At 60.3% G+C, this 25,530-nt stretch carries 28 protein-coding genes and 1 pseudogene; 18 read left to right on the forward strand and 11 right to left on the reverse strand.

Annotated features, from left to right (window positions below):
- Window positions 1-31 precede the first annotated feature (31 nt).
- Window positions 32-934: a tyrosine-type recombinase/integrase gene (locus ACGYKA_RS15355; RefSeq protein ID WP_394439159.1), complete on the reverse strand. Its 903-nt coding sequence runs from the start codon at window positions 932-934 to the stop codon at window positions 32-34.
- 299 nt (window positions 935-1,233) lie between these two features.
- Between ACGYKA_RS15355 and ACGYKA_RS15360 the strand changes: the two genes are divergently transcribed.
- A complete protein-coding gene (locus tag ACGYKA_RS15360; protein WP_394439161.1) occupies window positions 1,234-1,659 on the forward strand; it encodes a VanZ family protein in 426 nt (141 codons plus the stop codon).
- A gap of 99 nt (window positions 1,660-1,758) precedes the next feature.
- Here the strand turns inward: ACGYKA_RS15360 and ACGYKA_RS15365 are convergent, their stop codons facing one another.
- The 3 genes and pseudogenes from ACGYKA_RS15365 to ACGYKA_RS15375 form a co-directional block, all read right to left on the reverse strand.
- Entirely contained in the window at window positions 1,759-1,905 is a 147-nt protein-coding gene (locus ACGYKA_RS15365) for a hypothetical protein (protein ID WP_394439213.1), read from the reverse strand.
- 9 nt (window positions 1,906-1,914) lie between these two features.
- Window positions 1,915-2,019: pseudogene (locus ACGYKA_RS15370) on the reverse strand (hypothetical protein); the annotation flags it as partial.
- A gap of 6 nt (window positions 2,020-2,025) precedes the next feature.
- Window positions 2,026-2,619 (reverse strand): hypothetical protein, encoded by a 594-nt coding sequence (locus tag ACGYKA_RS15375; RefSeq protein WP_394439163.1) that lies wholly within the window; start codon window positions 2,617-2,619, stop codon window positions 2,026-2,028.
- A gap of 322 nt (window positions 2,620-2,941) precedes the next feature.
- Between ACGYKA_RS15375 and ACGYKA_RS15380 the strand changes: the two genes are divergently transcribed.
- On the forward strand, window positions 2,942-3,184 hold the full coding sequence (locus ACGYKA_RS15380) for a type II toxin-antitoxin system CcdA family antitoxin (RefSeq protein WP_271690135.1): 243 nt from the start codon (window positions 2,942-2,944) through the stop codon (window positions 3,182-3,184).
- A complete protein-coding gene (locus ACGYKA_RS15385; protein WP_271690134.1) occupies window positions 3,184-3,480 on the forward strand; it encodes a CcdB family protein in 297 nt (98 codons plus the stop codon). Before ACGYKA_RS15380 ends, ACGYKA_RS15385 begins: the two co-directional genes overlap by 1 nt.
- A 47-nt stretch (window positions 3,481-3,527) precedes the next feature.
- Here the strand turns inward: ACGYKA_RS15385 and ACGYKA_RS15390 are convergent, their stop codons facing one another.
- Entirely contained in the window at window positions 3,528-4,286 is a 759-nt protein-coding gene (locus ACGYKA_RS15390) for a carboxylesterase (RefSeq protein WP_271690133.1), read from the reverse strand.
- A gap of 71 nt (window positions 4,287-4,357) precedes the next feature.
- Window positions 4,358-5,254 carry a LysR family transcriptional regulator gene (locus ACGYKA_RS15395; RefSeq protein ID WP_271690132.1) on the reverse strand — a complete coding sequence of 299 codons (897 nt, stop codon included), beginning with the start codon at window positions 5,252-5,254 and terminating at the stop codon, window positions 4,358-4,360.
- A 131-nt stretch (window positions 5,255-5,385) separates the two neighbouring features.
- Between ACGYKA_RS15395 and ACGYKA_RS15400 the strand changes: the two genes are divergently transcribed.
- The 3 genes from ACGYKA_RS15400 to ACGYKA_RS15410 are packed head-to-tail and all read left to right on the forward strand — an operon-like array spanning window position 5,386 to window position 8,346.
- Window positions 5,386-5,898 (forward strand): TRAP transporter small permease subunit, encoded by a 513-nt coding sequence (locus ACGYKA_RS15400; protein ID WP_271690131.1) that lies wholly within the window; start codon window positions 5,386-5,388, stop codon window positions 5,896-5,898.
- The gene (locus ACGYKA_RS15405; RefSeq protein WP_168612360.1) at window positions 5,895-7,205 is read left to right on the forward strand and encodes a TRAP transporter large permease; all 1,311 of its coding nucleotides are present in this window, start codon (window positions 5,895-5,897) and stop codon (window positions 7,203-7,205) included. Before ACGYKA_RS15400 ends, ACGYKA_RS15405 begins: the two co-directional genes overlap by 4 nt.
- Before the next feature lie 28 nt (window positions 7,206-7,233).
- Window positions 7,234-8,346, forward strand: coding sequence for a C4-dicarboxylate TRAP transporter substrate-binding protein (locus tag ACGYKA_RS15410; protein WP_271690130.1), 1,113 nt, complete (start codon window positions 7,234-7,236; stop codon window positions 8,344-8,346).
- Between the two features lie 42 nt (window positions 8,347-8,388).
- Here the strand turns inward: ACGYKA_RS15410 and hydA are convergent, their stop codons facing one another.
- Entirely contained in the window at window positions 8,389-9,780 is a 1,392-nt protein-coding gene (gene hydA / locus ACGYKA_RS15415; RefSeq protein ID WP_271690129.1) for a dihydropyrimidinase, read from the reverse strand.
- 125 nt (window positions 9,781-9,905) lie between these two features.
- Here hydA and ACGYKA_RS15420 point away from each other — a divergent pair, with 125 nt between their 5' ends.
- The 12 genes from ACGYKA_RS15420 to ACGYKA_RS15475 all read left to right on the forward strand — a co-directional run bounded on the left by ACGYKA_RS15420 (window position 9,906) and on the right by ACGYKA_RS15475 (window position 21,869).
- Window positions 9,906-10,553, forward strand: a complete 648-nt coding sequence (locus ACGYKA_RS15420) for a GntR family transcriptional regulator (RefSeq protein ID WP_271690128.1) — start codon at window positions 9,906-9,908, stop codon at window positions 10,551-10,553.
- Window positions 10,554-10,646: 93 nt separating this feature from the next.
- Window positions 10,647-11,039 carry a VOC family protein gene (locus ACGYKA_RS15425; protein ID WP_271690127.1) on the forward strand — a complete coding sequence of 131 codons (393 nt, stop codon included), beginning with the start codon at window positions 10,647-10,649 and terminating at the stop codon, window positions 11,037-11,039.
- A gap of 78 nt (window positions 11,040-11,117) precedes the next feature.
- On the forward strand, window positions 11,118-12,677 hold the full coding sequence (locus tag ACGYKA_RS15430) for an ABC transporter substrate-binding protein (protein WP_271690126.1): 1,560 nt from the start codon (window positions 11,118-11,120) through the stop codon (window positions 12,675-12,677).
- 73 nt (window positions 12,678-12,750) lie between these two features.
- The gene (locus ACGYKA_RS15435) at window positions 12,751-13,716 is read left to right on the forward strand and encodes an ABC transporter permease (protein ID WP_271690125.1); all 966 of its coding nucleotides are present in this window, start codon (window positions 12,751-12,753) and stop codon (window positions 13,714-13,716) included.
- Between the two features lie 10 nt (window positions 13,717-13,726).
- Entirely contained in the window at window positions 13,727-14,599 is an 873-nt protein-coding gene (locus tag ACGYKA_RS15440; RefSeq protein ID WP_271690124.1) for an ABC transporter permease, read from the forward strand.
- On the forward strand, window positions 14,599-15,594 hold the full coding sequence (locus ACGYKA_RS15445) for an ABC transporter ATP-binding protein (RefSeq protein WP_271690123.1): 996 nt from the start codon (window positions 14,599-14,601) through the stop codon (window positions 15,592-15,594). The genes ACGYKA_RS15440 and ACGYKA_RS15445 overlap by 1 nt, the downstream gene beginning before the upstream one ends.
- The gene (locus tag ACGYKA_RS15450; RefSeq protein WP_271690122.1) at window positions 15,591-16,625 is read left to right on the forward strand and encodes an ABC transporter ATP-binding protein; all 1,035 of its coding nucleotides are present in this window, start codon (window positions 15,591-15,593) and stop codon (window positions 16,623-16,625) included. Before ACGYKA_RS15445 ends, ACGYKA_RS15450 begins: the two co-directional genes overlap by 4 nt.
- The gene (locus ACGYKA_RS15455) at window positions 16,622-18,064 is read left to right on the forward strand and encodes an ABC transporter substrate-binding protein (RefSeq protein WP_271690121.1); all 1,443 of its coding nucleotides are present in this window, start codon (window positions 16,622-16,624) and stop codon (window positions 18,062-18,064) included. Before ACGYKA_RS15450 ends, ACGYKA_RS15455 begins: the two co-directional genes overlap by 4 nt.
- Window positions 18,054-19,511: an amidohydrolase family protein gene (locus tag ACGYKA_RS15460; RefSeq protein WP_271690120.1), complete on the forward strand. Its 1,458-nt coding sequence runs from the start codon at window positions 18,054-18,056 to the stop codon at window positions 19,509-19,511. Before ACGYKA_RS15455 ends, ACGYKA_RS15460 begins: the two co-directional genes overlap by 11 nt.
- Window positions 19,508-20,167 carry an aspartate/glutamate racemase family protein gene (locus ACGYKA_RS15465; protein ID WP_271690119.1) on the forward strand — a complete coding sequence of 220 codons (660 nt, stop codon included), beginning with the start codon at window positions 19,508-19,510 and terminating at the stop codon, window positions 20,165-20,167. The genes ACGYKA_RS15460 and ACGYKA_RS15465 overlap by 4 nt, the downstream gene beginning before the upstream one ends.
- Before the next feature lie 8 nt (window positions 20,168-20,175).
- Window positions 20,176-21,099, forward strand: a complete 924-nt coding sequence (locus ACGYKA_RS15470; RefSeq protein WP_271690118.1) for a dihydrodipicolinate synthase family protein — start codon at window positions 20,176-20,178, stop codon at window positions 21,097-21,099.
- Window positions 21,099-21,869, forward strand: a complete 771-nt coding sequence (locus tag ACGYKA_RS15475) for an SDR family oxidoreductase (RefSeq protein ID WP_271690117.1) — start codon at window positions 21,099-21,101, stop codon at window positions 21,867-21,869. Before ACGYKA_RS15470 ends, ACGYKA_RS15475 begins: the two co-directional genes overlap by 1 nt.
- Before the next feature lie 216 nt (window positions 21,870-22,085).
- Here the strand turns inward: ACGYKA_RS15475 and rfbA are convergent, their stop codons facing one another.
- The 4 genes from rfbA to rfbC are packed head-to-tail and all read right to left on the reverse strand — an operon-like array spanning window position 22,086 to window position 25,411.
- Window positions 22,086-22,955, reverse strand: a complete 870-nt coding sequence (gene rfbA, locus ACGYKA_RS15480; protein ID WP_271690116.1) for a glucose-1-phosphate thymidylyltransferase RfbA — start codon at window positions 22,953-22,955, stop codon at window positions 22,086-22,088.
- Window positions 22,952-23,803, reverse strand: coding sequence for a dTDP-4-dehydrorhamnose reductase (gene rfbD / locus ACGYKA_RS15485; protein ID WP_271690115.1), 852 nt, complete (start codon window positions 23,801-23,803; stop codon window positions 22,952-22,954). The genes rfbA and rfbD overlap by 4 nt, the downstream gene beginning before the upstream one ends.
- Window positions 23,804-23,807: 4 nt before the next feature.
- The gene (gene rfbB / locus ACGYKA_RS15490) at window positions 23,808-24,848 is read right to left on the reverse strand and encodes a dTDP-glucose 4,6-dehydratase (protein ID WP_271690114.1); all 1,041 of its coding nucleotides are present in this window, start codon (window positions 24,846-24,848) and stop codon (window positions 23,808-23,810) included.
- Window positions 24,845-25,411, reverse strand: a complete 567-nt coding sequence (gene rfbC / locus ACGYKA_RS15495; RefSeq protein WP_271690113.1) for a dTDP-4-dehydrorhamnose 3,5-epimerase — start codon at window positions 25,409-25,411, stop codon at window positions 24,845-24,847. Before rfbC ends, rfbB begins: the two co-directional genes overlap by 4 nt.
- Between the last annotated feature and the right edge of the window lie 119 nt (window positions 25,412-25,530).

The following is a 25,530-nucleotide window of genomic DNA, read 5'->3' on the forward strand; positions in this document are numbered from 1 at the left end:
CTGGTCGGCGCGTAGTTTGCTGTGCTAGAGACTATAGCCAGACGTTACACTCCGCGTTCTCTAAATACCGAGTGAGGACGTGAATTGACTTCCAACCTCCTGCACGCATGATCGCAGCGGTATCGTGACCTGCTTTTAACAAATCTTGCGCTGCGCCAACGCGCATCGAATGCCCGCTAAAATCGTTCGCTTCGCATGGATCCAGGCCAGCACCCTTAGCGGCTGACTTAATAAGATGCTTTACGGACGTATCGCTTAAGTGGCGATCCACTACATGACCGTGGTAGATCGGGTTGAACAAAGGCTGAAAATCTTGGCTTCGCCAAACAAGCCAATCGGTTATAAGCTGCCCCGTTCGTTTTGACGTGAACGCGATTCGGCCATAGCCCTCAGGGTCTGCTTTGCTGCGTCGGATCAGAACACGCAGCGTTCCATCACCAAGGAACTCAACGTCGTTGACAGTAAGGGCAACCAACTCGGACCGCCGAGCAAGAAGGTCATAGCCCAGTGAAAGCATGGCTTTGTTTCTTAAGCCCCAAGGGGTGTCCGGTTGAACAGCAAGGAACTGACCAAGATAATCCTTCGTCATTCCCTTCGCCTGCCGCGGCCGCGACGTTTTGCTGCGGCGGATGCGGCGAAAGGTAAGGTTGATGTCCTCGTCATGCGTTGGATCGGGCAGACACAACAGCTGGTGAACCTTTCGAATGGCGTATATGCGCCGACGGACTGTCGAGGGAGTAAACTCTGGCCCCTGATCTACTAGAAATGCGCAGACTGTATCCACGCTGCCGGGAAAGGGCGTCCGTTCGGTTTGTGCGCACCAGCGGGTGTATGTCTCGATATCTGCGTAATAGGCGCGCATGGTCGAGGGCGCATACGCACCTTCAAGGCGCTTGAATTCTTGCCGCCAGTTGTGTTGGATTCGATCTAACATGCGAAAAAAGTATCATATTGCGTAAAATGCGCAAGATATATCTTGAGGTGAAAGTGATTATTGCTTCCCAGATACGAAGCGCGAGGGGCGCGCTCGGTTGGTCAGCCTCTCAACTCGGAGAGAACGCTGGTCTGTCATTAAGAACGATTCAGACTGCAGAGACTGAGGGCGGTGAGCTAAAAATAAGAAAGAGCTCATTGCTAGCTGTGAAGTCGGTACTCGAAGCTGCTGGTATTGAATTCATCGGTACGCCCGACAACGGCCCTGGCATTCGCATTTACCCCCCGAAACGATAGGCTATGTCTACGCTTCGCGCGATTGCCTTAAGCAGAAAGCGCCGTCGAGCGATTGCGATATGGCTTACAGTTGGCCTGGCGCTTTGTATCGGCGCGCTAACTCTCATTCCCCTAAGCGCCCCCTCCGCTGTTCCAGGAACTGATAAGGCCCATCATGTTCTGGCCTTTGCGATCTTGACCATGCCGTGTGCGGCTCTTTATCCAAAAGGGCTTTTTCGGGTTGTGTTTGCCGCTGCAGTTTATGGGGGCTTGATAGAAGTCATTCAGCCCTACGTCGGGCGTCATGGCGAGACGGCGGACGTACTCGCAGATTTGCTAGGCGTTGGCATTGGGGCGGCGTTTGGCCTTCTCCTGCACTTGATTTTTAAATGTCGCATTGCACGAAGGGCGGCGAGTTCTTCAAATAGTTTCTTCTCGCCGTTACGTTAGTCCCGGCTTCGAGGAGCTAAACGGCGCGAACAGGCTACGGTATGGGCTGAGCGGCGACCGAATCTTCTGCCGCTTTACTGCTGCCGAAATGCGACACCGCTAAAATTTCTCGATAAGTTCTTTGCCGCTCCGTAACAACTCGCGCACATGTTTTCTGAGCGCCGATGCTTCCTTGGTATAAAGACCATGTTTCAGCGCGTTCTGATTGCCTTTCGGGGCGCCGGAGCCTGCTGCGCCGCCGTGCATGCGGCAACGGGCCTTACCGGAGAGGGCAGGGGCCTGACACGGTGTTCCCTTGCGGGTCTTGGCACCGCAGCGCGGGCTTGTTCGCATGGGTCCGGTATTCCGTTGGTGTGTCATCGCCGCCTAATCTCGCCGCTTACTTTTGGTCGGCTTCCGCTGCCGCTTAGCGGTGGAAGTTGAGACATTCTGCACATCTCTAATTGCGTCGGATTTACTTAAAGCTTGTCCATTGCGCTTTCCCATCTCCACATTGCCGACGACAGCTTGGCCACCTGCATGAACATTGACATGCTCAACGGTGACCTTCTGCTGCCCCTTGCCGCGATGTTTGTTTAATGCAGCTACCTGCTGAGTGTAGAGCGCCATGAGTTTCTGCGCATGCTTGAGGTTCATGTCCCGGCCCGCGAAAGTCTGTCCCGGAACTGCCGCCATGCGAAGGCATTCAAGCGCGGCGTGATGCGTACCAACCATCTGCGCTGCAAGCATGCCTTCCAGCCCGTCTGTAGGGGCTAGGCCTTCATAGAGATCAAGGGCTCTAGCGAGCCGGGCGTTTTGTGCTGCTTTTGACAGGCCATCTGGCAGGCGGACCAGTTGGGCTATCTCGTTCATTTTCTGGGTTTCAAGATCAACCTCGTTTACGTCCAAATACGCGCGTACCGGCAATATCTCGTGGGAAGGCAGGGCCGCAGGGTCGGTTTTAGAGGAATTCTTTGCCATCTCGCCTTCACCAGGTTGTCGCGTTATGGATGAGCCTAGCACATCTGAGGCTTGGAATTGATGTCTAAAAGTACAGATATTCTACTGTGCATGGGGTTGAATTAAATTTTTCGGGTGTCCCTCCCCCCACCCAGTAACCTTCGATAACGTGCAACATCAGGAGCGTGCAGGCCGATCTCTGCCTAACGAAATTCAGGGATAGGGCGCGGAAAACGCCCCTTTTGCAACCCGCCGGGGCATTCGCGCCAATATGGAGGTGATCCCAGTCCCATTGCACTACACACCATTTATGTGTATATTCCATGTGACGCAGGAGGGCAGTATGCAGACCACAGCTGAAAAGCAGCGCACAAACATTACCCTGACGGCAGAAAATCTCGCTGCCGCCCGGGAGTTAGGCTTGAACGTCTCCGCGATCAGCGATGCTGCGGTCGGAGACGCGGTGCGTGCGGCACGGGCCGCGGCTTGGGCGTCAGACAATGCGGCGGCGATCTCAGAGCGGCGCGCTTGGATTGAGACCAATGGGATGCCGCTGGCGGATTTGCAGGTGTTCCGGCTCGACTGATGGCGCAGTTCCAAGTCTACCGACTATCTGGCGGGCGGCTTGTGCTCGACCTTCAGACGGATCTCATCGACACCGGCTCCCGCGTGGTCGCACCTTTGATCTCGATTGCAGGCGGGCCAGGGGTTATAGGACGCCTCGAGCCAGTGTTTGAGATTAGCGGCGATGCCTATGCCCTGCACACTGCCGAGATGGCGGCGATCCCCTCTGCGTTGCTCAAAGGTCCTCCCATCGAGGACCTTTCCGCTTCAGACTATGAAATCCGCGGTGCGCTCGACATGGTGTTTTCGGGGTTCTGAGCAGGTTATTTTGACAAGCCCTTTTCACAGCACGCTATCGGATCCGGTTAGGCTAAGAACCCAGCAATCCGCTCCGCAATCTCGCCCCGATCATAATCCAGCGTCGCCACGTGATAAGACCGCTCTAGCCAGTTTAATTGTATCTCGTTTGACCCCACTGAGGTCGCGATACGCAGCGCGTTTTGTGGGTCGACCACATTGTCGCATCGCGACTGCATAATCTGGATCGGCTGCCGTATCAGCGGCAGCAGGGCGCCGGTCGCATTCGTCAGCAGGAACCGCTCTTTAAGTGTATCGCGTGGGATCCGATCATAGCAGATTTCGGTCATCCCCGGTTCGGCGATGTCGGAGCCGATGCCGTCAATGAACGCCGGCCCGTCTGCCTCGTAAAGCGGCGCCACAACCTCGGGGCGGTAGAGGCCTGTTGAGCCGTTAATGCTGACCACGCCCTGTATCTTATCGGGCATTCTGGCTGCGAGATTGAGCGATAGCGTCGCGCCCAAGGAAAGCCCGCCGACGATCACCCGCGAGCAGCGTGTCGAGAGTGTCACGAGAGCGGTCTCAGCAGAGGCGACCCAATCCGCTTGACCGGTTTTTTTCAGGGCGGCGGGGGTTTCGCCATGTCCCGCAAGCCGTGGGCAATATACCGTCGCGCCGCTGATCTCATGTACTTTTTCTGCGACTTCGCGCACGCTCTGCGGCGTGCTGGTGAAGCCGTGGAAAAAGAGAAATCCGGTGTCGCTGCCTTCGAGAAAAAAAGGCTGTGCTTCAGGAAGGTCGAAGGGGGCGATCGGGATCTGTTTCATAGGCGCATATGATCGCGCTATCCCCGCGTTACGCAAATAGACTTGTGGTATCGTCCGATAACCGAACGCGATCAACCAAGCGGTGGGAAGTGGTTGCGGAACTGACGCAACAGCCCGGTATCTGCTTTTATGCTCCATGCCATCGAGATCGTCGCCTCTGCATCTAGCCCTGCTATCGGCACCAGTTCTAACGCTGCGGGCAGGCTCTCGGCCATGGTCATGGGGAAAAGCGTCACCCCGCGGCGTTCGGCCACGCGCTGCAAAATCACCTGCACGTCCCAAGCCTCATCCACCACCACGGGGGAAAGGCCCGCGCGATCGCAAGCGCTGTCCAGCAGCGCGCGCCATGAGCGCCAGTTTTCCCGCAGCCCCATGACGAAGGGCATCTCAGCCAGATCATCCACTTGCGTGGGGGCTTCGCCTGCGGGGGCGACCACACCGATGCGCGAACTCCAAACGGGCATCTGGTCGATCCCCGGTGCGCCAACGGTGGAATGAGACAGCAAAAAGCCAAGGTCGATAGCGCCGGATTTCAGATTTTTCAGCATGTTATCCGTGGACATGACATGCATCTCGACCTGCACGCCGGGGACGCTGCGGTGGAAGGCATCCAGCGCTTCCGAGATTTGCCTTGAGGTGGCGAGGGCGGAATAGCCCACGATGATATGCCCACGGGCCCCGGCAGCATTCTGGCGTGAAGCGCGGATTGTCCGCTCGAACTGCGCGACCGCCTGGCGCGCATCGTCGAGGAAAACGACGCCCTCTGGCGTGGGGATCACGCGCGGCCCGCTGCGATCGAATATCCGAAACCCCAAATCCACCTCAGTGTCTTTCACGGCTTTCGAAATGGCCGGCTGCGCGATATTGAGCATCTCGGCTGCGGCGCGGAAGCCTTGGGCATCGGCCACGGCCAAAGCGTATCGCAGATGTCGAAGGTCGAGCCTTGTGGGTTTCCTGCCGTCATTCATTGATGCTTCCGTGTTGATCGCGTTTCGTTATCACTCGATCAACCATCGCTATTTGTCAACTGACCCTTCAGCGGTGAGGTTGAATAGGAATTACGGGCCCGGTTCCCGTCTTGGTATGGGGAGGAGGCCCGATGCTGACGCTGTTCAACAGATTATGCTCTTGGCTGATGTTTATCGGCGGCTTTGGCGTCATCGCGATGATGCTGAACATCGTGGCGGATGTCGTCGCTAAACTTGTGTGGAACGCGCCGATCCAAGGCACGGTCGAGATATCGTCCTACTACTATATGGTCGCGCTGGTCATGCTGCCGATGGCCTTTGTCGAGATGCAGGACCAGCAAATTTCCGTCGATCTGTTGTTCAATCACTTCCCCGCATGGCTTCAGAAACTCGCGCTGCTTTTTAGCTGCCTCGCCGCCGCCGCTATTTTGGCGGTAATGACATGGCGCACCGGGCTGGACGCCATGCGCGCCCTGCGTGTTGGCGAAGTCGTGATGGGCGGGCGTGAAGTCATCGTCTGGCCTTCGCGTATGGTTCTGCCGCTTGGCTTCGGCCTTGCCAGTCTCGCCGCGTTGCTGCGGGGTCTGCTGGTGCTGCGCGGGCAGCCTGTCACCCAGTCCGACCTTGATGGGGGCATGTCATGAGCAATCTCGTTATCGGCTGGATCGGTGTGGGCACGCTGTTCGGCCTGCTGGCCTTTCGGATGTCCATCGGGACGGCCCTTATGGCGGTGTCCTTTGTCGGCATAACCGTGATGTTCAATCTACAAGCCGCTTTTGGCATCGTCAGCGCGATGCCCTTCAACTTGATCGGAGACTGGTCGCTGACTGCAATCCCGATGTTTCTCTTCATGGGGTTCATCGCCGCAAATACCGGACTTACCGCAGGCGCGTTTGACCTTTTGCGCGTGTTGCTGGCGCGGGTGCCCGGCGGCCTGGCGTCGGCCAGTGTCGGCGCTTGCGGGCTTTTCGCGGCTGCTTCCGGCTCTTCCATCGCGACCACCGCCGCGATGTCAAAGATCGCCGTGCCGGAGATGCTAAAGGCGAAGTATCACCCCTCGCTGGCCACCGGTGTCGTCGCAGCCTCGGGCACGCTTGGCTCTCTCATCCCGCCGTCGATCCTCATGGTGCTCTACGGCATTTTCACCGAGCAATCGATCGGCCAGCTCTTCATCGCAGGCGTCATTCCCGGTGTGCTCTCTGCCTTCGTATATATGGCGATGATCACCGTTCGCGCCACCGTCACACCGCAGCTTGCCCCGCCCGTGGTCGAACGGATCGACCGGGCGCAAGTGCTGAGCCTGCTATGGTCCGTTTGGCCATTTCCTGTGCTGGTGCTCGGCGTCTTAGGTGGCATCTTCGGCGGCTTCTTCACCCCGACTGAGGCCGGCGCCGTGGGTGCGTTCCTTGCCGCGACGGTTGCATTGCTGCGTCGCTCGCTAACCCGCAAAGCGCTGGCCGAGGCGATCCGCCAGACGACGCTGGCGACCTCCTCGATCTTCTTTCTCTCCATCGGCGCAGTGATGTTCACCCGCTTCATGGGGCTGTCGGGCGTACCGCGCGCTCTGACGGATATGATGCTGTCGGTGTCGGACAATCAGATCGTGATTATCCTGATGATTGCTGCGCTTTTCGTCATCTTGGGCATGGTGATCGACTCCATCGGTCTTATCCTGCTGACACTACCAATCCTGCTACCGGTGCTCGAGGCCGCAGACATCAACCTCATTTGGTTCGGCATCATTTGCATCAAGCTTTTGGAGATCGGGTTGGTCACACCGCCGGTCGGCCTGAATCTTTATGTCTTGCACAGCGCGCTCTCGGGCGAGGTTAAGTTGCGCGACATCATCTCGGGCACGACATGGTTCATCGCCATGGACATCGTGACGCTTTTTATCCTGATCGCCTTTCCCGCGATCAGCCTGTTCCTGCCCTCACTCATGGCGCAGTAACGCTATTTTAACCGGAGGAGACGACAATATGAAACTCAACACATCCATACTGGCCCTCGCGGTCTGTGGCCTCGGCACTGCGGCCGCAGCCCAGAACGCGAACCACTTCTTTGCGGAACGCCATTCGATGGTGCGCGGCCCTTACGTGGAATTTGCCGAACGTGTGGCGGAAGAAACCAATGGCGAGGTGAATTTCACCGTCTTCGCTGGTGGCTCGCTGCTGCCGCCCGCGGCTTCACTGCAAGGCGTGCGCGATGGTGTGGCACAAGTGACCTATCACGCGGGCACCTACACCCCGTCCGAACTGCCTGTCGCGAATCTGATCGGCAACTTCGCCTTCTACAACACCGACCCGATGGTCATGGCTTTCGCCTCGACCGAGTTTGGCCTTACCAACGAAGCCGCCTTGGCCGAATGGAAAGAGAATGGCGTGGTCTTCGGTGGCGGCTACTCGACCTCTGAATACTATATGATGTGCAACACGCCTGTCGCCACCTATGAGGACATTCAAGGCAAACGCCTGCGCATGGCCGGGGGCGCCTGGTCGCGTTTTGCCGAACATGTGGGTGCCGTGCCCGTGTCGATCCCCTCAAGCGAGATGTACACCGGCCTCGATACAGGCTCGCTCGATTGCGCCGTGGCTGCCGCTGACGCGCTCGATTCCTTTTCGCTTTCCGATGTAGTCACGCATCTGAACATGCTGGCCGTCGGCAACTATTATGCCGGTTTCGAGTGGGGCTATAACCCGACGTTCTGGCAGGGGCTGTCGCAAGAGTCGCGCGACGTTTTGTTTGACCAAATGGCCTATTATTTGGCGCAGCACCGGGTTGAGTTCGACAAGGACGTCGACAAAGCGGTCTCTGCTGCGAAAGAGGGCGGCATGGAAGTCTTCGAGCCCGACCAGGCCCTTAAAGACGCGTTGGCGGAATTCGTCAAAGCGGACGAAGCCGTACTGATCGAAAACGCCAAAAGCCGCGGGATCGAGAACCCCGAGGCGCTGCTGGAAGACTATAAGCGCATCGTAGACCGCTGGGCCGAACTGCTGGCCGATGTGGATCACACCGACACCGATGCGCTGGCAGCCCTGGCAAGAGGCGAGATCTATGACAAGCTAGACCGTGCAAACTACGGCATGAACTAAGCTCTAGAGCGTAGAAGGGTAGGGGCGCTGCAACGGTGCCCCTTATCCCGCCCGCATCGGCAACCAACGCCCGCGCGGCGCTTCGGCAACCAGCGCCCGGTCCCTGACCAATAGCTCACCGCGAGAGAGCACATGGCGCGGCATACCTTTGACGGTAGTGCCTTCAAAGGGATTGTACCCGGTGTTGTCATGGAGATCATCGGCGCCGTAGGTGTAAGACGCCTCAGGATCCCAAATCGCCAGATCTGCATCGAAGCCTTCGGCAATCGCGCCTTTGCCATCCAGACCAAAGGCCCGCGCGGGCGCGGTGGCGGTCACCTTGGCGAATGCTTCGACACCCATGCGGCCCTCGCTCACCATCGCGTTGAACATCAGCGGCAAACGCGTCTCCAGACCCGGCATCCCATTGGCGATTTGATTGAACGGCGCGTTTTCCCCATGGGCGAACTTACCGCTGGCGTCCATCCGGTAGGGCGCATGGTCTGAGGTGATCAGCTCAATCGTGCCATCGGCTATTGCCTCCCAAAGAGCGGCCTGATCATCGGTCCCGCGTTGCGGAGGGGAGCACATAAAGCGGGCCGGATTCTCGCTATCCAGAATATCCTCAGTCATGAAAAGGTAGTGCGGACAGGTCTCGGCCTGCACCTTTACCCCACGCGCGCGGGCCTGCCGGACGATCTCGGCCCCTTCGCGGGTCGAGACGTGAAAAATCATCACCCGCGCCCCGGTGAATTCGGCAAAACGGCACATCCGGTCGATCGCCTCAATCTCTGCCTCGCGTGGGTGAGAGGCGGCGTGGTATTTCGGGGCGGTCTTGCCCTCGGCCAGCAGCTTTTCGGTCATATGACCGATCAGCCCGTCATTCTCGGCGTGAAAACAGACGAGCGCGCCCGCATCCCGCGCCAGCGCAAGGATATCAAGAATGGATTTGTCATCCTGACGAACCTTGGCGTAGGTGGTGAAAATCTTAATCGAACGGTGCCCTTCGGCGATCAGGGCCGGGATATCTTCGGCCAGATTGCCATTGCCCGTGTCCGCAACAATCATGTGAAAGGCGTGGTCGATCACCGCGCCCCTCTTGGCAAGCGCGGCATAGTCCCCCACGACCTTCCGCATCTTTTGGTCCGCGTGCTGCGCGGCGAATGAAACGGTGGTCGTGGTCCCGCCCATCGCGGCAGAGCGTGTGGCGGTGCGGAACGTATCGGCATTCATCAACCCGGCACCGGACATCTGTTCGATATGGCAATGCGTATCCACACCACCGGGCAATACCAAGAGGCCGCGAGCGTCGATTTCTGTCGGGGCAGAGTATGTGATGGTATTGCTCAGTTCACTGATTTTACAATTCGCGATGGCGATGTCCTGAACCGCGACGCCTAAGGGTGTTACAACGGTCCCGCCACGAATGACGGTGTCAATCTGTTTGCTTTGCATGGCAACCTCGACGATATGCAGTATCTGGGGTGGTGAAAATAATCATACTATGTGTATACCATATGGTATACCGATAAAAGGTATATCGGGGCGGAGGCGGGCTCTTAGCCCCGAGAGGAGGCAACATGACCGAAAAAACTGAAACACTCGGGGATGCCACCTTCAAGCGGCTGAAGGCGATGATCCTGGACGGCACGCTTGAACCGGGCACGCGGCTAAGCGAAAAGAAGTTCGCCGACCATTTGGGCGTATCGCGCACACCAGTGCGAGAGGCAATCGGTCAACTGGTCAGCGAAGGACTTGCCAAACGCAGCGCAGGTAGCGCGCCGGTGGTTTCGAGCGTGTCCTTGAATGAGATCATGGAGATCCTCCACGTCCGTAGCCTGCTGGAATGTGAAGCGGCACGCAAAGCCGCGTCCTCGGGCAAGTCCACCACCGAGCTGATCGATATTCGCAATAAAATTCAAGGTTTTATAGATGGCCCGCGCCCCACAGCGGCAGAGCATTCGGCTCTGGATATGCGGCTGCATTTCATCCTTGCCGAGATGGCGGGATCGAATCTTTTGCTGGAGCTGATCGAAAGCCTTAAGGTCAAAACCGGCATGTATGATCAAGGTTCGATCCCTGATCGTCTGGTGCCGGGGTGCGAGGAGCATATCGCTTTGATCGATGCGGTCATCGCCAAGGAGCCCGACGCCGCCAGCGCTGCGATGAAGCTACATCTCAGCAATGTTCGAGAATCGATCATTTCGCACATTTATCATCCATTCTGATCCCCCGCAGGGCAGCACCGGCGGAAAGGTGGTTGACTCAGCATTCCGAGTGTATACCGTATGGATACCAATCAGGAACGCAGTGGGGATTCCATGCAGGCGCAACGACCCGAGGGCGGTATCGTTCTCGCGATCACCTTTCAGTATTACCGCGATTTGCCGACAGCGATGCGCTTCTATGAGGACGTGCTGGGACTGACGCTCGCCATTGATCAGGGGTGGTCCAAGATCTACCGGATCGACGGCCAAGCCCATGTCGGTCTCGTGGATGAGGCACGCGGCATGCAGAAATGGCAGGAGAAGAAGACCGTTCAGCTTTGCCTGCGCGTGCCGGATGTCGACGCTTGGTATGCTTGGGCCGAGGCCAACAAGGTCGCCGGGCGGACCAAGATGTTTGACAGTGATGAGCTGGGCATCCGCGCCTTCGCTATGAACGATCCCGAGGGCTATCAGATCGAGGTGCAGACTGCCCGCCCGGGCCACTGACACCGATCAACCGTCGCCATAATGAATGAGGGCCCGCCAAGTGGCCCCGTCACCCATCCAACAGTGGAGAAGCTACCCATGAAATACCTCAGTGAAACCGCGCTGCGTGGCAGTGCCCTCGGTCTGGCCCTAATGGCCACGACGGCGGGCGCGGCATTGGCTGAAAAATCGGTCACCATTGGCCTTACCGCGGACCCAAGCCACCTCTACCCGCTGGCGGGTGAGGAGTTGTCGTCTAACATCATGTACTACCACCTCTACGATCCGCTGGTGAAGCGCAGCGCTGATCTGTCCTTCTGCCCCGGCCTTGCGGAAAGCTGGGAAAATGTCGACGACACCACATGGCGCTTCAAGCTGCGCGAAGGTGTGAAGTTCCACAATGGCAACGAATTCACCGCTGAGGACGTCGTTTACACAGTCGAAAAAACGCGCGAGTCGATTCGGCCGGATCTCGTGGCTAACATCGCCTCAATCACCGCAGTCGATGACCACACAGTCGAGATCAAGACGCCCAAACCCTATGCGGTGCTGCCCAATGATCTGGCTGAATTGCTGATCCTCGACAGTGAATACACCGAAGCTACTGGCGACGAGAAGATGGACCTAGAGCCGATGGGCACCGGTCCTTACAAGCTGGAGAGCTGGATCAAGGAAGAGAAACTGACCCTTTCGGCCAATGACGACTATTGGGCCGGCGAGCCTAAGATCGACACGGTCACCTTCCGTCCGATCACCAATCCCGCGACCCGCACCGCAGCGTTGCTAACCGGTGAAGTGGACGTGATTCAAGACCTCGCGGTGCGTGATGTGGACCGGGTCAAACGCGAAGAGGGTTTTGAGGTCGTCACCCGGCCGAGCCTTCTGAACGTCGTGCTGGCCATGGACACCCGCGAAAAATCCCCGACCATTGAAGGCGACAACCCGATGACCGACCAGCGGGTGCGTGAAGCGATCGCGCGGGCCATCGACACCGATGCGATTAACAAGATCGTCATGAACGGTCTGGCCACCCCGAGTGACCAATTCGTTCCGGAAAGCCACATCGGCTATGCCGACGGCATGAGCTTCCGCGAGATGTACCCGGTGGACATCGAAAAGGCGAAAGAGCTGATGGCCGAGGCGGGCTATGCCGACGGCTTCACAATGACGCTGGACGCCACCAACAACCGCTACGTCAACGACGCGCAGATCGCGCAGGCGCTGGCCTCGATGCTGGCCAAGATCAACATCGACCTGCAACTGAACATCATGCCGAAATCGAACTTCTGGGGCTACATCCGCGTGCCGACGGAGCAGTCCAGCTTTATCATGTCGGGCTGGGACGTGCCGGCGGGCGATGCCGGCTCTATGTATGGCGCCCTGTTCTACACCCGCGACAAGAAGGAAGGCTACGGTCAGGTCAACCGCGGCTCCTATTCTAATCCGGAGCTCGACGCGCTGGTCGACAAGGCAGACGCCACCCCCAGCATCGAGGAGCGTGACCAGTATCTGCAGGAAGCCTCAAAGCTGCTCCTTAAGGACATCCCGATGATCCCCGTGCATTACGAGCAGGACATCTACGCCAAGCGTGACGGCGTGATGCTGGAGCCGCGCGTGGACAAGTTTATCTGGGCCTATGACATGGACGTGGCGGAGTAAGCCGCAGCCTCCGACCCCGGCGGTCTGCGCTGCCGGGGTCTTTCTTCTCCTTGCCGAAAGACTGTAGCCGCCGATGTTCGGATATCTGCTCAAACGTCTGATCCAGATGACGCTTGTCCTCTGGATCGTCTCCGTAATCGTCTTTTTGATGATGAGTTTCACCGGCGATCCGGTGTTCATGGTCGTGCCGATCGACGCGACCGATGCCGAGATCGCGCAGGCGCGGCGCATCCTCGGGCTCGACCAGTCGCTGCTGGTGCAATACGGTCGCTTCATCTCGAGCCTCGTGCAGGGCGATTTCGGCAATTCTTATGTCTTCCGCCAGCCCGCGATGACGTTGATTTTGGAGCGTCTCCCCGCCACCGTCGAGATGGTGCTGGTCGCCATGGCGCTGGCGCTTGCGGTGGCCATCCCGCTTGGCGTCTATGCTGGGGCCAACCCGAACTCCCGTATCAGCCGCACGATCATGGCGGGCTCGCTCCTAGGCATCTCGCTGCCCGGTTTCTGGGTTGGCATGGTGCTGATCTTCCTCTTTGCTGTGCATTGGGGGATCTTCCCCTCCTCGGGCCGAGGTGACACCGCCGAGCTTTTCGGGCTGCGCATCAGCCTGTTGACCGCCGACGGCTGGCACCACATCATTCTTCCGGCGGTGACGCTTTCGCTCGCCACCATGGCGATCCTTTTGCGCATGACCCGCGCGGGGATGATGGAAGTGGGGCGGCAGGACTTCATGAAGTTCGCCCGCGCCAAGGGCGCGCCGCGCCGCGATGTGCTCTACAAACACGGGCTGAAGAACGCGCTCATTCCAGTCATCACCATCTTCGGCCTGCAACTGGGCGATCTCATTGCATTTGCCACGATCACCGAGACGATCTTTTCCTGGCCCGGCATGGGCAAGCTCTTGATCGACAGCATCTACCGCGCCGACCGCCCAGTGATCGTCGTCTACCTGATGCTGGTGGCGTTGATCTTCGTGGTGATCAACTTCCTTGTCGACATCGTCTACACGCTGATCGACCCGCGCATCACGTTGAAATGAGGGCGGTAACATGACGGCACTTTTCCAATCCGAGTTTTTCTACAATTACCGCCGCAGCTCCTCGGCAATGATCGGCAGTGCGCTGATGGCGTTCTTTGCCCTCGCGGTGCTGCTTGGCCCCTTCATCGTGGCGCAGGACCCTTATGACATCGCCGCGCTGAACCTGATGGACAGCTACAAGCCGCCCGTCTGGCTCGAAGGGGGCGACCCGCAGTTCTGGCTCGGTACCGACGGGCAGGGGCGCGACGTCTGGGCTTCGATCCTCTACGGCGCGCGGATTTCACTGTTCATCGGGCTGGTGGCCATGGTGGCGTCCTGCTTCATCGGCACGCTACTGGGTTTGATTGCGGGGTTCTATGGCGGTCTCGTCGACAGCGTCATCATGCGCATTGCCGACATCCAGCTTTCCTTTCCCTCGATCCTGATCGCGCTGTTCTTGATGTCCGCTGTGGGCACCGGCATCGATAAGGTGCTGATCGCGCTGACGGCCGTCGGCTGGGTGGTCTATGCCCGGACCGTGCGCGGCTCGACCCTCTCGGAGATCGAGAAGGAATACGTGCAGGCCGCCAAGGTCGCGGGTCTGCCGAACCACAAGATCATCCGCAAACATGTGCTGCCCAACGTGCTGACGCCCCTTATCGTCATCGCGACGATCCAGGTGGGCACCTTCGTGCTGATCGAGGCGTCGCTGTCATTCCTCGGCGTGGGCGTGCCGATTACCCAGCCGTCGCTGGGGCTGTTGATCAAGAACGGTTTCGACGTGCTGTTTTCGGGCCTGTGGTGGACCAGCGTCTTTCCCGGCGTGGCGATCATGATGCTGGTCTTTGGGATCAACCTTTTTGGTGATTTCCTGCGCGACGAACTAAACCCGAGGCTGAAATGATGCGCGATACGGTACAGCAGAAACTGCTCGAGGTCCGCGACCTCAGGACCCATTTTCACACTTTCGCAGGCACGGTGAAGGCCGTGAACGGCGTCAGCTTCGACATTGCGGCGGGCGAGGTCATGGGCCTCGTGGGCGAGAGCGGCGGCGGCAAGTCGGTCGTCGGCTTCTCGATCCTCGGGTTGATCGACAGCCCCGGCAAGATCGAGGGCGGGGAGATCCTGCTCAACGGCGAAGACCTCGTGAAGGCCGGTGAGGCGCGGCTGCGTGAGATCCGGGGGCGCGATATCTCAATGGTGTTCCAAGACCCGATGACCTCGCTCAACCCGCTGCATACGGTGGGCCGGCAGATGGACGAGGTGCTGCGTCTGCATAGCGACTTGGACACTGAGGCGCGTCACGCAGCCTGTGTCGAGATGCTTGAGAGCGTCGGCATCAGCCGCGCGGCAGAGCGGTTGAAAGCCTATCCGCATCAGTTCTCGGGCGGGATGCGCCAGCGCGTAGTGATCGCCATCGCCTTGCTAGCGCGGCCTCGGTTGATCATCGCGGATGAGCCGACGACGGCGCTCGACGTGACGATCCAGAGCCAAATCCTAAAACTGATGCGTCGCCAGATCGCCGAAAAGGGCGCTTCTATGATCCTCGTCACCCACGATCTCGCCGTCGTGTCGGAGATGGCCGACCACATTACGGTGCTCTACTGCGGCAACGTGGTCGAACGCGGGCGCACCCGCGAACTAATCGAAGCCCCCGCGCATCCCTATACCCGCGGACTGATCGACAGCATCCCCGATCTGTCGAACCGGCACGAACGGCTCAAACAGATCCCCGGCACCGTACCGGACATTCGCAACCTGCCCCGGGGGTGCAACTTCCGCGACCGCTGCCCGCGTGCGCAGGCCATTTGTGCGGAGATAGAACCCGATCTGATGCCGCAGCGTGGCTCGCTATCGGCGGCCTGCCACTTTCCTCTCAGCCCCGGAGACACCGCATGACCGATGCCCCTGCACCGATGCTCGACGTGCGCAATCTTGAAATGCATTTTTCCTTGGGCGGTTCCGTCCTCGACCGACTGCGCTTTGGCAAGAAGGGCCCTCGCATTGACAAGCCTGTAGTCCGCGCTGTTAACGGGGTGAACTTCACCATCGAACGCGGTGAGATTATGGCGCTCGTGGGCGAGAGCGGCTGTGGCAAGTCTACCGTCGCCAAGACCATTGCACGCATCTACAAACCCACGGGCGGTGAACTGCGCGTTGATGGTGAGGACGTGGCCGAGCACGACTTTGCGCAGATGTTGCCCGTCCGCGCAAAGATGCAGATGATCTTCCAGGATCCCTATGCCTCGCTCAACCCCCGCCAAAAAGTGCGCGACATCGTGGCGGAACCGCTGCTGCAGCAGACCAAGACCACTGCCGAACGGCGCGAGGTGCCGAAGAAGATCGAAGCGCTTCTGGCGAAGGTCGGTCTTAATGCCGAACACGCAGGGCGCTATCCACACCAGTTCTCCGGCGGCCAGCGCCAGCGTATCGGCATCGCGCGGGCGCTTTCTGTCACTCCGGGGCTGATCGTCGCGGACGAGCCTGTCTCAGCGCTCGACGTCTCGATCCAGGCGCAGATCCTGAACCTTATGAAAGACCTGCGCGACGAGTTCGGGCTCGCCTATCTCTTCATCAGCCATGACCTCTCGGTCGTGCATCACATCGCCGACAAGATCGGCGTCATGTACCTTGGTTTCATGGTCGAGAACGCTCCGCGTGACGTGCTGTTCTCGCGCCCGCGTCATCCCTACACACGCGCCCTTCTCTCGGCCGCACCCAGCATCAAAGAAAATCGGGATAAAGAAGAAATCGAGCTTACGGGCGAGGTGCCTTCAGCGCTCTCGCTGCCTTCGGGATGCTGTTTCCGCACCCGCTGCCCCTTTGCATGGGACCGCTGCGCGGCTGAACGGCCCGCCCTGCGCGATGTGGGCGACGGCCAAACCGTCGCTTGCCACTTGATTGATGAGCCGGAAAGGGATGTCTCATGACCCTGATCGCACAGGCCCGGCTGGGCCTTCACGACCCGCATGACTGTACCGACGCCAATGACGAGCTGACGGTGATGCACGCCATCTACGACACGCTGGTGAAACGCGACGGGCAGGGTTTCGTCCCCGCGTTGGCGCGGGGCTGGGAGGTTTCGCAGGACGCGCGGGTCTGGACCTTCGACCTGCAACCGGACGTGACCTTCCACGACGGCACCCCCTGCGATGCGAAGGCGGTGGCCGCCTCGCTCAATCGCATGGCGCGGGAAGACAAGGGCTATACCCTGGGCGCGCCGGCAGTCTGGCGGCAGTTTCTGGGCGGAGCCAAGCTAGAGGTTCTGGCGTCGACGCGGCTGCGTGTCACGCTGACCGCGCCGATGGCGGATTTGCTCGACGTGCTAGAGCAGGGCTTCATCGCAGCGCCTTCGGCTTTCGCGGCGCTTGATGCGGGCGACCATACTGCGCAGGTCGGCAGCGGGCCCTACCGGATCACCGAGATCACGCCCGAGCGCATAAGTGCCGAACGGGTGGCGGGGCATTTCTCCGGCAGCCCGGCGAATGAGAGCGTCACATGGCTGCTGGAAGCTGATGCCGCCAAGCGTCAGGCGATGCTGGCGGAGGGGAAGGTGCAGGTCGCCAATGGCCTCGACTTCGCGGCCTCGCGCAGCCTCGGCACCATGCGGCATGAATTCCTGTCGCCGGTCGCGATCATCTACCTGTTTAATGCCGCACGCGGCCCGCTGGCTGATGCCCGCGTCCGCCGGGCGCTGAGCCTTGCCGTCGACCGCGAGGCCATCATCCAAACAGTGATGCAGGGCGCTTCACGTCCCTTGCGCGGTTTCGTTAGCCCGAACCATTTCGGCGCCGGGACGGGGCAGGGCGCGCAGATGGACCGTGACACCGCCCGCGCTTTGCTCACTGAGGCGGGGCATGGTGACGGCCTGACGCTCGACGTCGATTGCCCGACGCGCCTGCCGGATGAAGCCGAACGGTTGACTGCCGCCCTTGGGGAACAACTCAAGGAGGTGGGGATCACCCTCAACGTGCACATCCACCCCGAGCGCGAAGACTACGCCCATATGGTCCGCCGCAAGGAAATCCGCGACCTCTGCGCCTTCGATAGCAGCCCGATGAGCACCTACCGCGTGCTCTACGAGAAGATCGACAGCCGCGTGGCCGGCTCCTGGTGGCAGGGCTATGCCAACCCGCAGATCGAGGCTTTGATCGACAAGGGCCGCGTCATGCCCGACCGCGCCGCCCGCGCGCAGGTCTGGCAAGAGGCCTACCGTCTGCTGCAGGAAGATCCCGCGTGGCTCACGCTCTATAACCCGCTGCGGGTGATCGGCATCGCGGGGGAGCATCCCGATTTCACCATGCCCGCTGATGGGGTCATCGACGTGACCGCATTACCGCATCTGCCGGAGGTGGCCCATGCAGGCTGATACGCTCCTTACCGGCGGCACGGTCATCACCATGGACCCCGCCCGGCGGGTGATCGAGGCGGGGGCCGTGGCGGTGCGTGACGGCAAGATCGTGGCCATCGGTCGGGCCGCCGAACTTGGCGAACAGGTCGAGGCCGCTGAAGTCATCAACTGCACCGGCCATGTCGTCTTTCCGGGGCTCGTGGATGTGCATGCCCACGCCGGCCATGGTCTGATCAAAACCATGGGCATGCACGCATGCGATCGTTGGGAAGCGATCTGCGGCGAGGTCTATACGCAGATCTCGCCCCCCGATTTCTGGCGCGCCGAAGCGCGGTTGGCGGCGCTTGAGCGGCTGCGCTTCGGCGTGACCACCGGCGTATCGCTTTTGGGTGGCGGCGACACGATCATACGCAGCGACGATCCCGCCTATGCCGCCGCACACTGCGAGGGCGTGCTGGAGGTCGGCACCCGCAGTGTCGTGGCCATTGGTCCCACCCGCGTGCCTCACCCGCTGATCTATGCCGATTGGAAGACCGGCGAACGGCGGCCCTACCCGGTAAGCTTCGAGCAGCAGTTCGACACCGCGAAAACCGTGGCCGAGGACTGGCACGACACCCACGCGGGCCGGATCAACATCGCCATGCTCTACCCCGTGCTGCGCGACGAGCACGAACGCGATATGGTTCCCGAAAATTACGCCGCCGCCTGCGCGCAGACCCAAGCCGTGCAGGCCCATGCCCGCGACAAGGGGTTGGTGTTTACGCAAGACGGCCATTGGCGCGGCTCGATCCGGCGGGCACAGGAACTGGGGACACTGGGGCCTAACGCGTTGCTGTCGCATTGCATCGACCTGCATGACGACGAGATGGCCGCGGTCGCCGAAACAGGCACCAAGATCGCACATAACCCTTCGGCCAATGCCTCGATCTCGGGGCGTTGCCCGGCGGTGGAGATGATGGACATGGGCGTTTGCGTCGGTCTCGGCTCGGACGCCACGGCGCCAGACCGCTCGGGCGACATGTTCCGGCACATGCAGCAGGCGATGCATTACCACCGGCGCCATTTCCGTGACGCCGACGTGCTGCCGATCGGCAAGGTGCTGGCCATGTGCACCATCGACGGGGCGCGCGCGATCGGGATGGAGGACCGCATCGGCTCGCTTGAGGTCGGTAAACAGGCCGATATCGTAACCATGGACCTCGCCCGTCCGCATCTTCAGCCCGGAAACATGGCGGTGCACCGGATGGTCTGCTTTGCCAACGGCAACGACGTGAGCAACGTGATGGTGGGCGGCGAAATGGTACTGCGCGACGCCCGCGCGACACGGCTCGACGAGGGTGCCGTGCTGCGCGAGGCAACCGCGCAGGCGGAGCTCATGATCGCCCGCCTCAGCGGCGCGGCGGACCTCGAATTGCCCGCGGATTTCTGGGGCAGCGCCCACCACGGCACGGAAGGCCAGGCATGACCATCTACATCGTCAATCCTAACAGCAGTCAGCATGTGACCGACGGCATCGACCACGCCGTTGACCCGATGCGCGCGGCCTCCTCGGTGCCGATCGTGGCGCGGACGCTGGCCGAAGGCCCCCCGGGGATCGAGACGCAGGCCCATGTCGACGGCGTGGTCGGCCCGATGCTGGCGCATTGCGCGGCCCTCGAGGATCAGGCGAGCGCCTTTGTCGTCGCCTGTTTCTCTGACCCCGGTCTGGCCGCCCTGCGCGAACAATCGGCGCAGCCCGTGCTGGGCATCGCGGAAGCGGCGGTGCTGACGGCGATGACGCTGGGCCAGCGCTTCGGTATTATCTCGATCCTGCGGCGTTCGATCCCGCGCCACATGCGCTACCTTGGCGCCTTGGGGGTGATGGACCGCCTTGCGGGCGACGAACCACTGGAACTGGGCGTGCTGGAATTGGCCGACGAGACCCGCACCTTCGAGCGGTTGAAGACCGTCGGCACCTCGCTGCGCGACGACGCGGGGGCGGATGTCTTGATCCTCGGCTGCGCCGGGATGACCGCCTTTCGCGGTAAGCTTGAAACAATCCTCGGCGTGCCCGTCATCGAGCCCTGTCAGGCGGCCACCGCCATGGCGATTGGCCGGGTCGCCCTGCAACACACAAGGTAGGAGAAAACATGTCCGCACTCACAGCAGAGGCGAAAGGCGTCTTTGTCATCGCCGTGACCCCCTTTCACCCCGATGGCCGCATCGACATGGAAAGCTGCGACCGCATGGTCGACTTCTATCTCGAGGTGGGGGCCACGGGCCTGACGGTCCTGGGCATGATGGGCGAGGCCCCGAAGCTCACGGTCGAGGAATCGCAGGAGGTCGTTGCCCGCATCCTGAAACGTGTCGATGGCCGTGTGCCGGTCGTCGTGGGCGTTTCGGCCCCCGGTTTCGCGCAGATCGACACGCTGACGCGCGCGGTGATGGAGTTGGGCGCCGCCGGTGTCATGGTGGCCCCGCCCGGAAGCCTGCGCACTGACGATCAGATCGTGAACTACTACCGGCAGGTGGCCGAGGTGCTGGGCGACGTGCCCTTTGTGCTGCAGGACTTCCCGCTCGTGACCGGTGTGCAGATCGCACCCTCGGTGATCGCCCGGATCGTCAATGATCTGCCCACCTGCGTCTGCCTGAAACACGAGGATTGGCCGGGCCTGGAGAAGATCTCCGCTCTGCGGGCCGAGGGCATGCTGGAGCGCCCACTGTCGATCCTTTGCGGCAACGGTGGGCTGTTCCTGCCCGAGGAGATGGGCCGCGGCGCTGACGGCGCGATGACCGGCTTCGCCTATCCGGAGATGATGGTGCAGGTGGTCGATCTGTGCAGCCGTGGCGAGACCGCCCGCGCGCAAGACATCTTCGACGCCTACCTGCCGCTGGCACGTTTCGAGCAGCAGCCGGGCCTGGGTCTGGCGATCCGCAAATACACGCTCGCGAAACGCGGCATCATCGCCCATGACGCGCAGCGCCGTCCCGGTGCCGCGCTGAGCGAAGCCACCCGCGCCGAGGTCGACCGGCTGATCGCGCGACAGGAAAAACGATTGAAGGAATTGAACTGATGGATCTCGAACTGAACGGCAAACGCGCGCTCGTACTGGGGGCCAGCCGGGGCCTCGGCATGGCGATCGCCAAGTCTCTGGCCGCCGAGGGCGCCACCGTCTTTGCCGCCGCGCGCAGCCGCGACAAGATCGCCGACTGTGCCGAAGGCATGGAGAACGTGAACCCGGTGCAATGCGACCTGTCGGACCTCGCCCAGGTCGATGCGCTGGCCGATCAGCTGCTCTCGGACGGCGGCGCGGACATCATCGTCAACAACGGCGGCGGCCCGCCCCCGGGTTCAGCGCAAGCGGCCGAGCGCGGCCAGTGGCTTGCGCATTTCGAGGCGATGGCGGCAAACCTCTTTCACCTCAACACGCGGCTTCTGCCCGAGATGAAGGCCCGCGGCTGGGGCCGGATCATCTCGATCACCTCCTCGGGCGTGGAGCAGCCCATTCCGAACCTCGCGCTCAGCAACGGCATCCGCTCGGCGGTTGTGGGCTGGTCGAAGACGCTGGCCAATGAGGTCGCCGGCGACGGCATCACCGTCAACGTGGTCATGCCAGGGCGCATCCACACGCAGCGGGTCGACGAGCTCGACGCCGCTGCCGCCAAGCGTACCGACAGCGTCGTGGCCGAGGTGGCCGCCAAGTCCCGCGCCACGATCCCGGCGGGCCGCTACGGCAAGCCCGAGGAATTCGCGGACGTGGTGACCTTCCTCGCCTCGGCCCGCGCGGGATACGTCACCGGGTCGCGCATCCGCATCGACGGCGGGTCGATCAAAGGGGTTTGATCAGGATCGATCAACGAGAGCAAAGCCGCCAATAGGGTGCTTAGGCCGCGATGGTTGCTACAAACAGGGTGACCACCCGAGGCCTGTTCGCATCAAAAGAGGCCGGCTAAGCGCGCGCAAGGGTATGCCATCGCGCTAGCCAGGCTGCCATCAACATCTCGTTGCTTGCGCGCGCACCTGTACATTGACCGCAGCGGGCGATTGAGGAGCGCAGGCTTACTTTAACGTAGCAAGATAGCTGCCATAGTCATTCTTGGTGAACATCTCGGCGCGCTCAGCGAGGGCCGCTTCGCTGATCCAACCATATTTAAAAGCGATCTCTTCCAGACAACCGGTTTGCAAACCCTGCCGTTCGGTCAGCGTGCGGACAAAATTCCCTGCGTCCAACAGGCTGCCATGGGTGCCAGTATCCAACCAAGCATAGCCACGGCCCATGCGCTCGACCTGCAGTTTGCCCGCTTGTAGATACTGGCAAAGCAGTGAGGTGATTTCTAACTCACCCCGCGCCGATGGCTGAACCTCTGCGGCATGTTTCGGGGCATCTCCGTCAAGGAAATAGAGACCTGTTACGGCGTAGTTCGAAGGCGGCACATCAGGTTTTTCGATGATCTCTTTGGCTATGCCATCCGCATCAAAGCTGACGACACCGTAACGTTTTGGGTCAGAGACGTGATAGCCGAACACCGTGCCCCCTTCGATACGCGCATCTGCGGCGGCCAGCATATCCGGCAGCCCATGGCCGAAAAATATGTTGTCACCGAGCACCATGGCCGAAGGCGCACTGGCAAGAAAGTCTTCGGCCAGTAGATATGCTTGGGCCAGACCATCGGGGTTTTCCTGCACGATGTAGGAAAGGTTGATCCCCCATTGGCTACCGTCGCCTAACGTCCGAATGAACTGCTCTTGATCCTGCGGCGTGGTGATTATGGCGATGTCACGGATGCCACCGAGCATGAGAACCGAGAGCGGGTAGTAGATCATCGGCTTGTCGTAAATTGGCAGCAGTTGCTTCGAAATCCCCATGGTGATCGGGTAAAGCCGCGTGCCGGAGCCTCCAGCGAGAATGATGCCTTTGCGTTTGCTCATGATCGGACTCCAAGGTCTTTGAGTATATGCGTCAGGGTCTCGCGCCAATCCGGCCTGATGATGCCGAAGGCAGTTCCTGTAGCGCTACAATCAAGCCGTGAATTCAGCGGGCGTTGGGCGGGTGTCGGATAGGCTGATGAGGGGATATCCTCTATCGCGCAGTTCAGCCCCGCCTGAGCGAAGATTTCGCGTGCGAAATCGGCCCAGCTGACATCCGGCGCGCCGGCGAAATGATATGTGCCGCTTTTGATCGGATCCTTTATCAGATGCCGCGCGATAGCATGACAAGCCCCCGCGATCTCGGCAGCGCCGGTGGGGCCGCCGATCTGGTCGGCGACAATGTTGAGGGCGTCACGCTCTGCCCCGAGACGCAGCATGGTTTTGACGAAGTTCGACCCATGTGCGGAAACCACCCAAGAGGTGCGCAGGATGGCAAAGGTGCCGCTCGCCGCCCGTACCGCTTGCTCTCCGGCAAGTTTGCTACGGCCATAAGCGCTAAAAGGGGCAGCTTGATCCTCTGCCTGCCAGGGCAACTCGCCGCTGCCGTCGAAGACATAATCGGTCGAAATCTGGATGAAGGGAATGGCTAGTGCCGCACAGGCACCGGCCATGGCGCCCGGGGCCGCCCCGTTGATTATGGTGGCGCGCGTTTCCTCCTCCTCGGCGTTGTCGACCGACGTATAGGCAGCCGCGTTGATCACCGCATCGGGGCTTTTTTGGTAGATCAGGTCAGCACAGATCTCAGGAGTCTCTAGATCAGCAGCGTCACGGCCGTAGCATTCTGTTCCCTCCAGGGCGGCAAGTTCGCGCGCGACCTGACCGGTTTTTCCGAAGACGAGAATAGCCATGCTCTCACCCCTTAGTGCCAAGGCGCTGACCCACGCCATCGCAGTTCTGCATCGCGCGCCACCAACCTTCATTATTGAGATACCACTGCACAGTAAGCTCCAGCCCCTCTTCCAGCGTTACCGACGGGCGCCAGCCTAGTTCATCACGGATACGGCTGGGATCAATGGCATAGCGCAGATCATGGCCCGCGCGATCCTGCACGAAGGTGATCTGATCGGCGTAGCGCGTTTCCTTGGGGCGCTTTTGATCAAGAATGCTGCATATGGTCTTCACAAGGTCGATGTTGCGGGCCTCGTTCTCGCCGCCAATGTTATATCTGCGCCCCGAGGCGCCTTTCTCCAAGACCAGCAGCAGCGCGTCTGCATGGTCTTCCACGTAAAGCCAGTCGCGCACGTTTAGCCCTTGACCGTAAACCGGGATCGGCTTGCCTGCCAAAGCGTTCAGGATCACCACCGGCACCAGTTTTTCAGGAAAGTGGAAGGGCCCGTAATTGTTGGAGCAGTTCGTCAACACGACCGGCAGACCATAGGTCTCATGCCATGCGCAGACTAGATGATCGCTGGATGCTTTGGAGGCCGAGTACGGCGAGCGCGGGTCATAAGGCGAATCTTCGGTAAAAATACCCTCTGCGCCAAGCGAACCATAGACCTCATCCGTCGAGACGTGGTGAAAGCGGAACGCTTCCGGTCTACCCTGCGCCACCCAATAGCTCCTCGCGGCTTCCAGCATGTTATAGGTGCCGATGATATTGGTCTCGATGAAATCCCCGGGCCCGTCGATTGACCGGTCCACGTGGCTTTCAGCGGCCAAATGCATCACCGCATCTGGCAGATGCTCCGTAAAAATACGATCCAGCGCCGGGCGGTCGCGGATGTCGGCATGCTCAAAGGTATAGAGCGGATCATCCGCCACGCTGACGAGGTTTTCGAGGCAACCCGCATAGGTCAGTGCATCGAGGTTGACGACCTCATGCCCCCGCGCTACCGCCAACCGGATTACTGCCGAACCGATAAATCCAGCTCCGCCCGTCACCAGAATTTTCATGCCGTCTTTCCGTAAGTAAATGGGCTGTTGAAAGCTGTCCAATGCATGGCCCTGGCGTCTTTGTCAGAGAAGATTGCCTCCCCGGTTATGCCCCAATCTATGCCAATATCAGGGTCGTCAAAACGCACAGCCCTATCGCATTCGGGAGCGTAGTAATCGGTGCACTTATAAATGATCTCTGTATAAGGCGCGCGCGTGACAAAGCCGTGCAGGAACCCTTTGGGTATCAGCAATTGCAATCCGTTCTCGGCGGTTAGGTCATAGCCGACCCATTGGCCATAGGTCGGGCTGCCCTTGCGGATATCCACCGCGACATCGAACAGCGCGCCTTGCCCGCAGCGTACCAGCTTGTCCTGTGCATGGGGCGGATTCTGAAAATGAAGCCCGCGCACGGTGCCAACTGCGGCAGAGATAGAATGATTGTCTTGCACGAAATCTAACGCGATCCCATGTTTCGCTAGTGTCTTGCGGTTCCAACTTTCGGAAAAGAACCCTCGCGCATCGCCGAACCTTGTGGGTTTCAACAATAGGACTCCCGGTAGGACGGTATAGCTTACTTGCATGATGGCTAATTCTCGGACTGCTTCTTGTTTTTCTTAGCAAGCAAAAGGTGTCTTGTCATGTGAAGGAAGGTAGGGAGTGAGATAGGACCACTAGAACGAGCCGGTTTGGGATAATGGTA

The sequence above is a fragment of the Sulfitobacter sp. 1A15106 genome, assembly GCF_043556995.1.
Taxonomy (GTDB): Bacteria; Pseudomonadota; Alphaproteobacteria; order Rhodobacterales; family Rhodobacteraceae; genus Sulfitobacter; species Sulfitobacter faviae.

What these genes read in the sequence shown, in the direction of transcription:
- ACGYKA_RS15385 (WP_271690134.1), top strand. Translation starts at nt 3,184, where the DNA reads ATGGCGCAGTTCCAAGTCTACCGACTATCTGGCGGGCGGCTTGTGCTC.
- ACGYKA_RS15420 (WP_271690128.1), top strand. Translation starts at nt 9,906, where the DNA reads ATGACCGAAAAAACTGAAACACTCGGGGATGCCACCTTCAAGCGGCTG.
- ACGYKA_RS15355 (WP_394439159.1), bottom strand. Translation starts at nt 934, where the DNA reads ATGTTAGATCGAATCCAACACAACTGGCGGCAAGAATTCAAGCGCCTT.
- ACGYKA_RS15395 (WP_271690132.1), bottom strand. Translation starts at nt 5,254, where the DNA reads ATGAATGACGGCAGGAAACCCACAAGGCTCGACCTTCGACATCTGCGA.
- ACGYKA_RS15405 (WP_168612360.1), top strand. Translation starts at nt 5,895, where the DNA reads ATGAGCAATCTCGTTATCGGCTGGATCGGTGTGGGCACGCTGTTCGGC.
- ACGYKA_RS15430 (WP_271690126.1), top strand. Translation starts at nt 11,118, where the DNA reads ATGAAATACCTCAGTGAAACCGCGCTGCGTGGCAGTGCCCTCGGTCTG.
- ACGYKA_RS15470 (WP_271690118.1), top strand. Translation starts at nt 20,176, where the DNA reads ATGTCCGCACTCACAGCAGAGGCGAAAGGCGTCTTTGTCATCGCCGTG.
- ACGYKA_RS15400 (WP_271690131.1), top strand. Translation starts at nt 5,386, where the DNA reads ATGCTGACGCTGTTCAACAGATTATGCTCTTGGCTGATGTTTATCGGC.
- ACGYKA_RS15465 (WP_271690119.1), top strand. Translation starts at nt 19,508, where the DNA reads ATGACCATCTACATCGTCAATCCTAACAGCAGTCAGCATGTGACCGAC.
- rfbD (WP_271690115.1), bottom strand. Translation starts at nt 23,803, where the DNA reads ATGGCTATTCTCGTCTTCGGAAAAACCGGTCAGGTCGCGCGCGAACTT.
- ACGYKA_RS15435 (WP_271690125.1), top strand. Translation starts at nt 12,751, where the DNA reads ATGTTCGGATATCTGCTCAAACGTCTGATCCAGATGACGCTTGTCCTC.
- ACGYKA_RS15445 (WP_271690123.1), top strand. Translation starts at nt 14,599, where the DNA reads ATGCGCGATACGGTACAGCAGAAACTGCTCGAGGTCCGCGACCTCAGG.
- hydA (WP_271690129.1), bottom strand. Translation starts at nt 9,780, where the DNA reads ATGCAAAGCAAACAGATTGACACCGTCATTCGTGGCGGGACCGTTGTA.
- ACGYKA_RS15440 (WP_271690124.1), top strand. Translation starts at nt 13,727, where the DNA reads ATGACGGCACTTTTCCAATCCGAGTTTTTCTACAATTACCGCCGCAGC.
- ACGYKA_RS15410 (WP_271690130.1), top strand. Translation starts at nt 7,234, where the DNA reads ATGAAACTCAACACATCCATACTGGCCCTCGCGGTCTGTGGCCTCGGC.
- rfbB (WP_271690114.1), bottom strand. Translation starts at nt 24,848, where the DNA reads ATGAAAATTCTGGTGACGGGCGGAGCTGGATTTATCGGTTCGGCAGTA.
- rfbA (WP_271690116.1), bottom strand. Translation starts at nt 22,955, where the DNA reads ATGAGCAAACGCAAAGGCATCATTCTCGCTGGAGGCTCCGGCACGCGG.
- ACGYKA_RS15455 (WP_271690121.1), top strand. Translation starts at nt 16,622, where the DNA reads ATGACCCTGATCGCACAGGCCCGGCTGGGCCTTCACGACCCGCATGAC.
- ACGYKA_RS15450 (WP_271690122.1), top strand. Translation starts at nt 15,591, where the DNA reads ATGACCGATGCCCCTGCACCGATGCTCGACGTGCGCAATCTTGAAATG.
- rfbC (WP_271690113.1), bottom strand. Translation starts at nt 25,411, where the DNA reads ATGCAAGTAAGCTATACCGTCCTACCGGGAGTCCTATTGTTGAAACCC.
- ACGYKA_RS15475 (WP_271690117.1), top strand. Translation starts at nt 21,099, where the DNA reads ATGGATCTCGAACTGAACGGCAAACGCGCGCTCGTACTGGGGGCCAGC.
- ACGYKA_RS15375 (WP_394439163.1), bottom strand. Translation starts at nt 2,619, where the DNA reads ATGGCAAAGAATTCCTCTAAAACCGACCCTGCGGCCCTGCCTTCCCAC.
- ACGYKA_RS15360 (WP_394439161.1), top strand. Translation starts at nt 1,234, where the DNA reads ATGTCTACGCTTCGCGCGATTGCCTTAAGCAGAAAGCGCCGTCGAGCG.
- ACGYKA_RS15390 (WP_271690133.1), bottom strand. Translation starts at nt 4,286, where the DNA reads ATGAAACAGATCCCGATCGCCCCCTTCGACCTTCCTGAAGCACAGCCT.
- ACGYKA_RS15460 (WP_271690120.1), top strand. Translation starts at nt 18,054, where the DNA reads ATGCAGGCTGATACGCTCCTTACCGGCGGCACGGTCATCACCATGGAC.
- ACGYKA_RS15380 (WP_271690135.1), top strand. Translation starts at nt 2,942, where the DNA reads ATGCAGACCACAGCTGAAAAGCAGCGCACAAACATTACCCTGACGGCA.
- ACGYKA_RS15365 (WP_394439213.1), bottom strand. Translation starts at nt 1,905, where the DNA reads ATGCACGGCGGCGCAGCAGGCTCCGGCGCCCCGAAAGGCAATCAGAAC.
- ACGYKA_RS15425 (WP_271690127.1), top strand. Translation starts at nt 10,647, where the DNA reads ATGCAGGCGCAACGACCCGAGGGCGGTATCGTTCTCGCGATCACCTTT.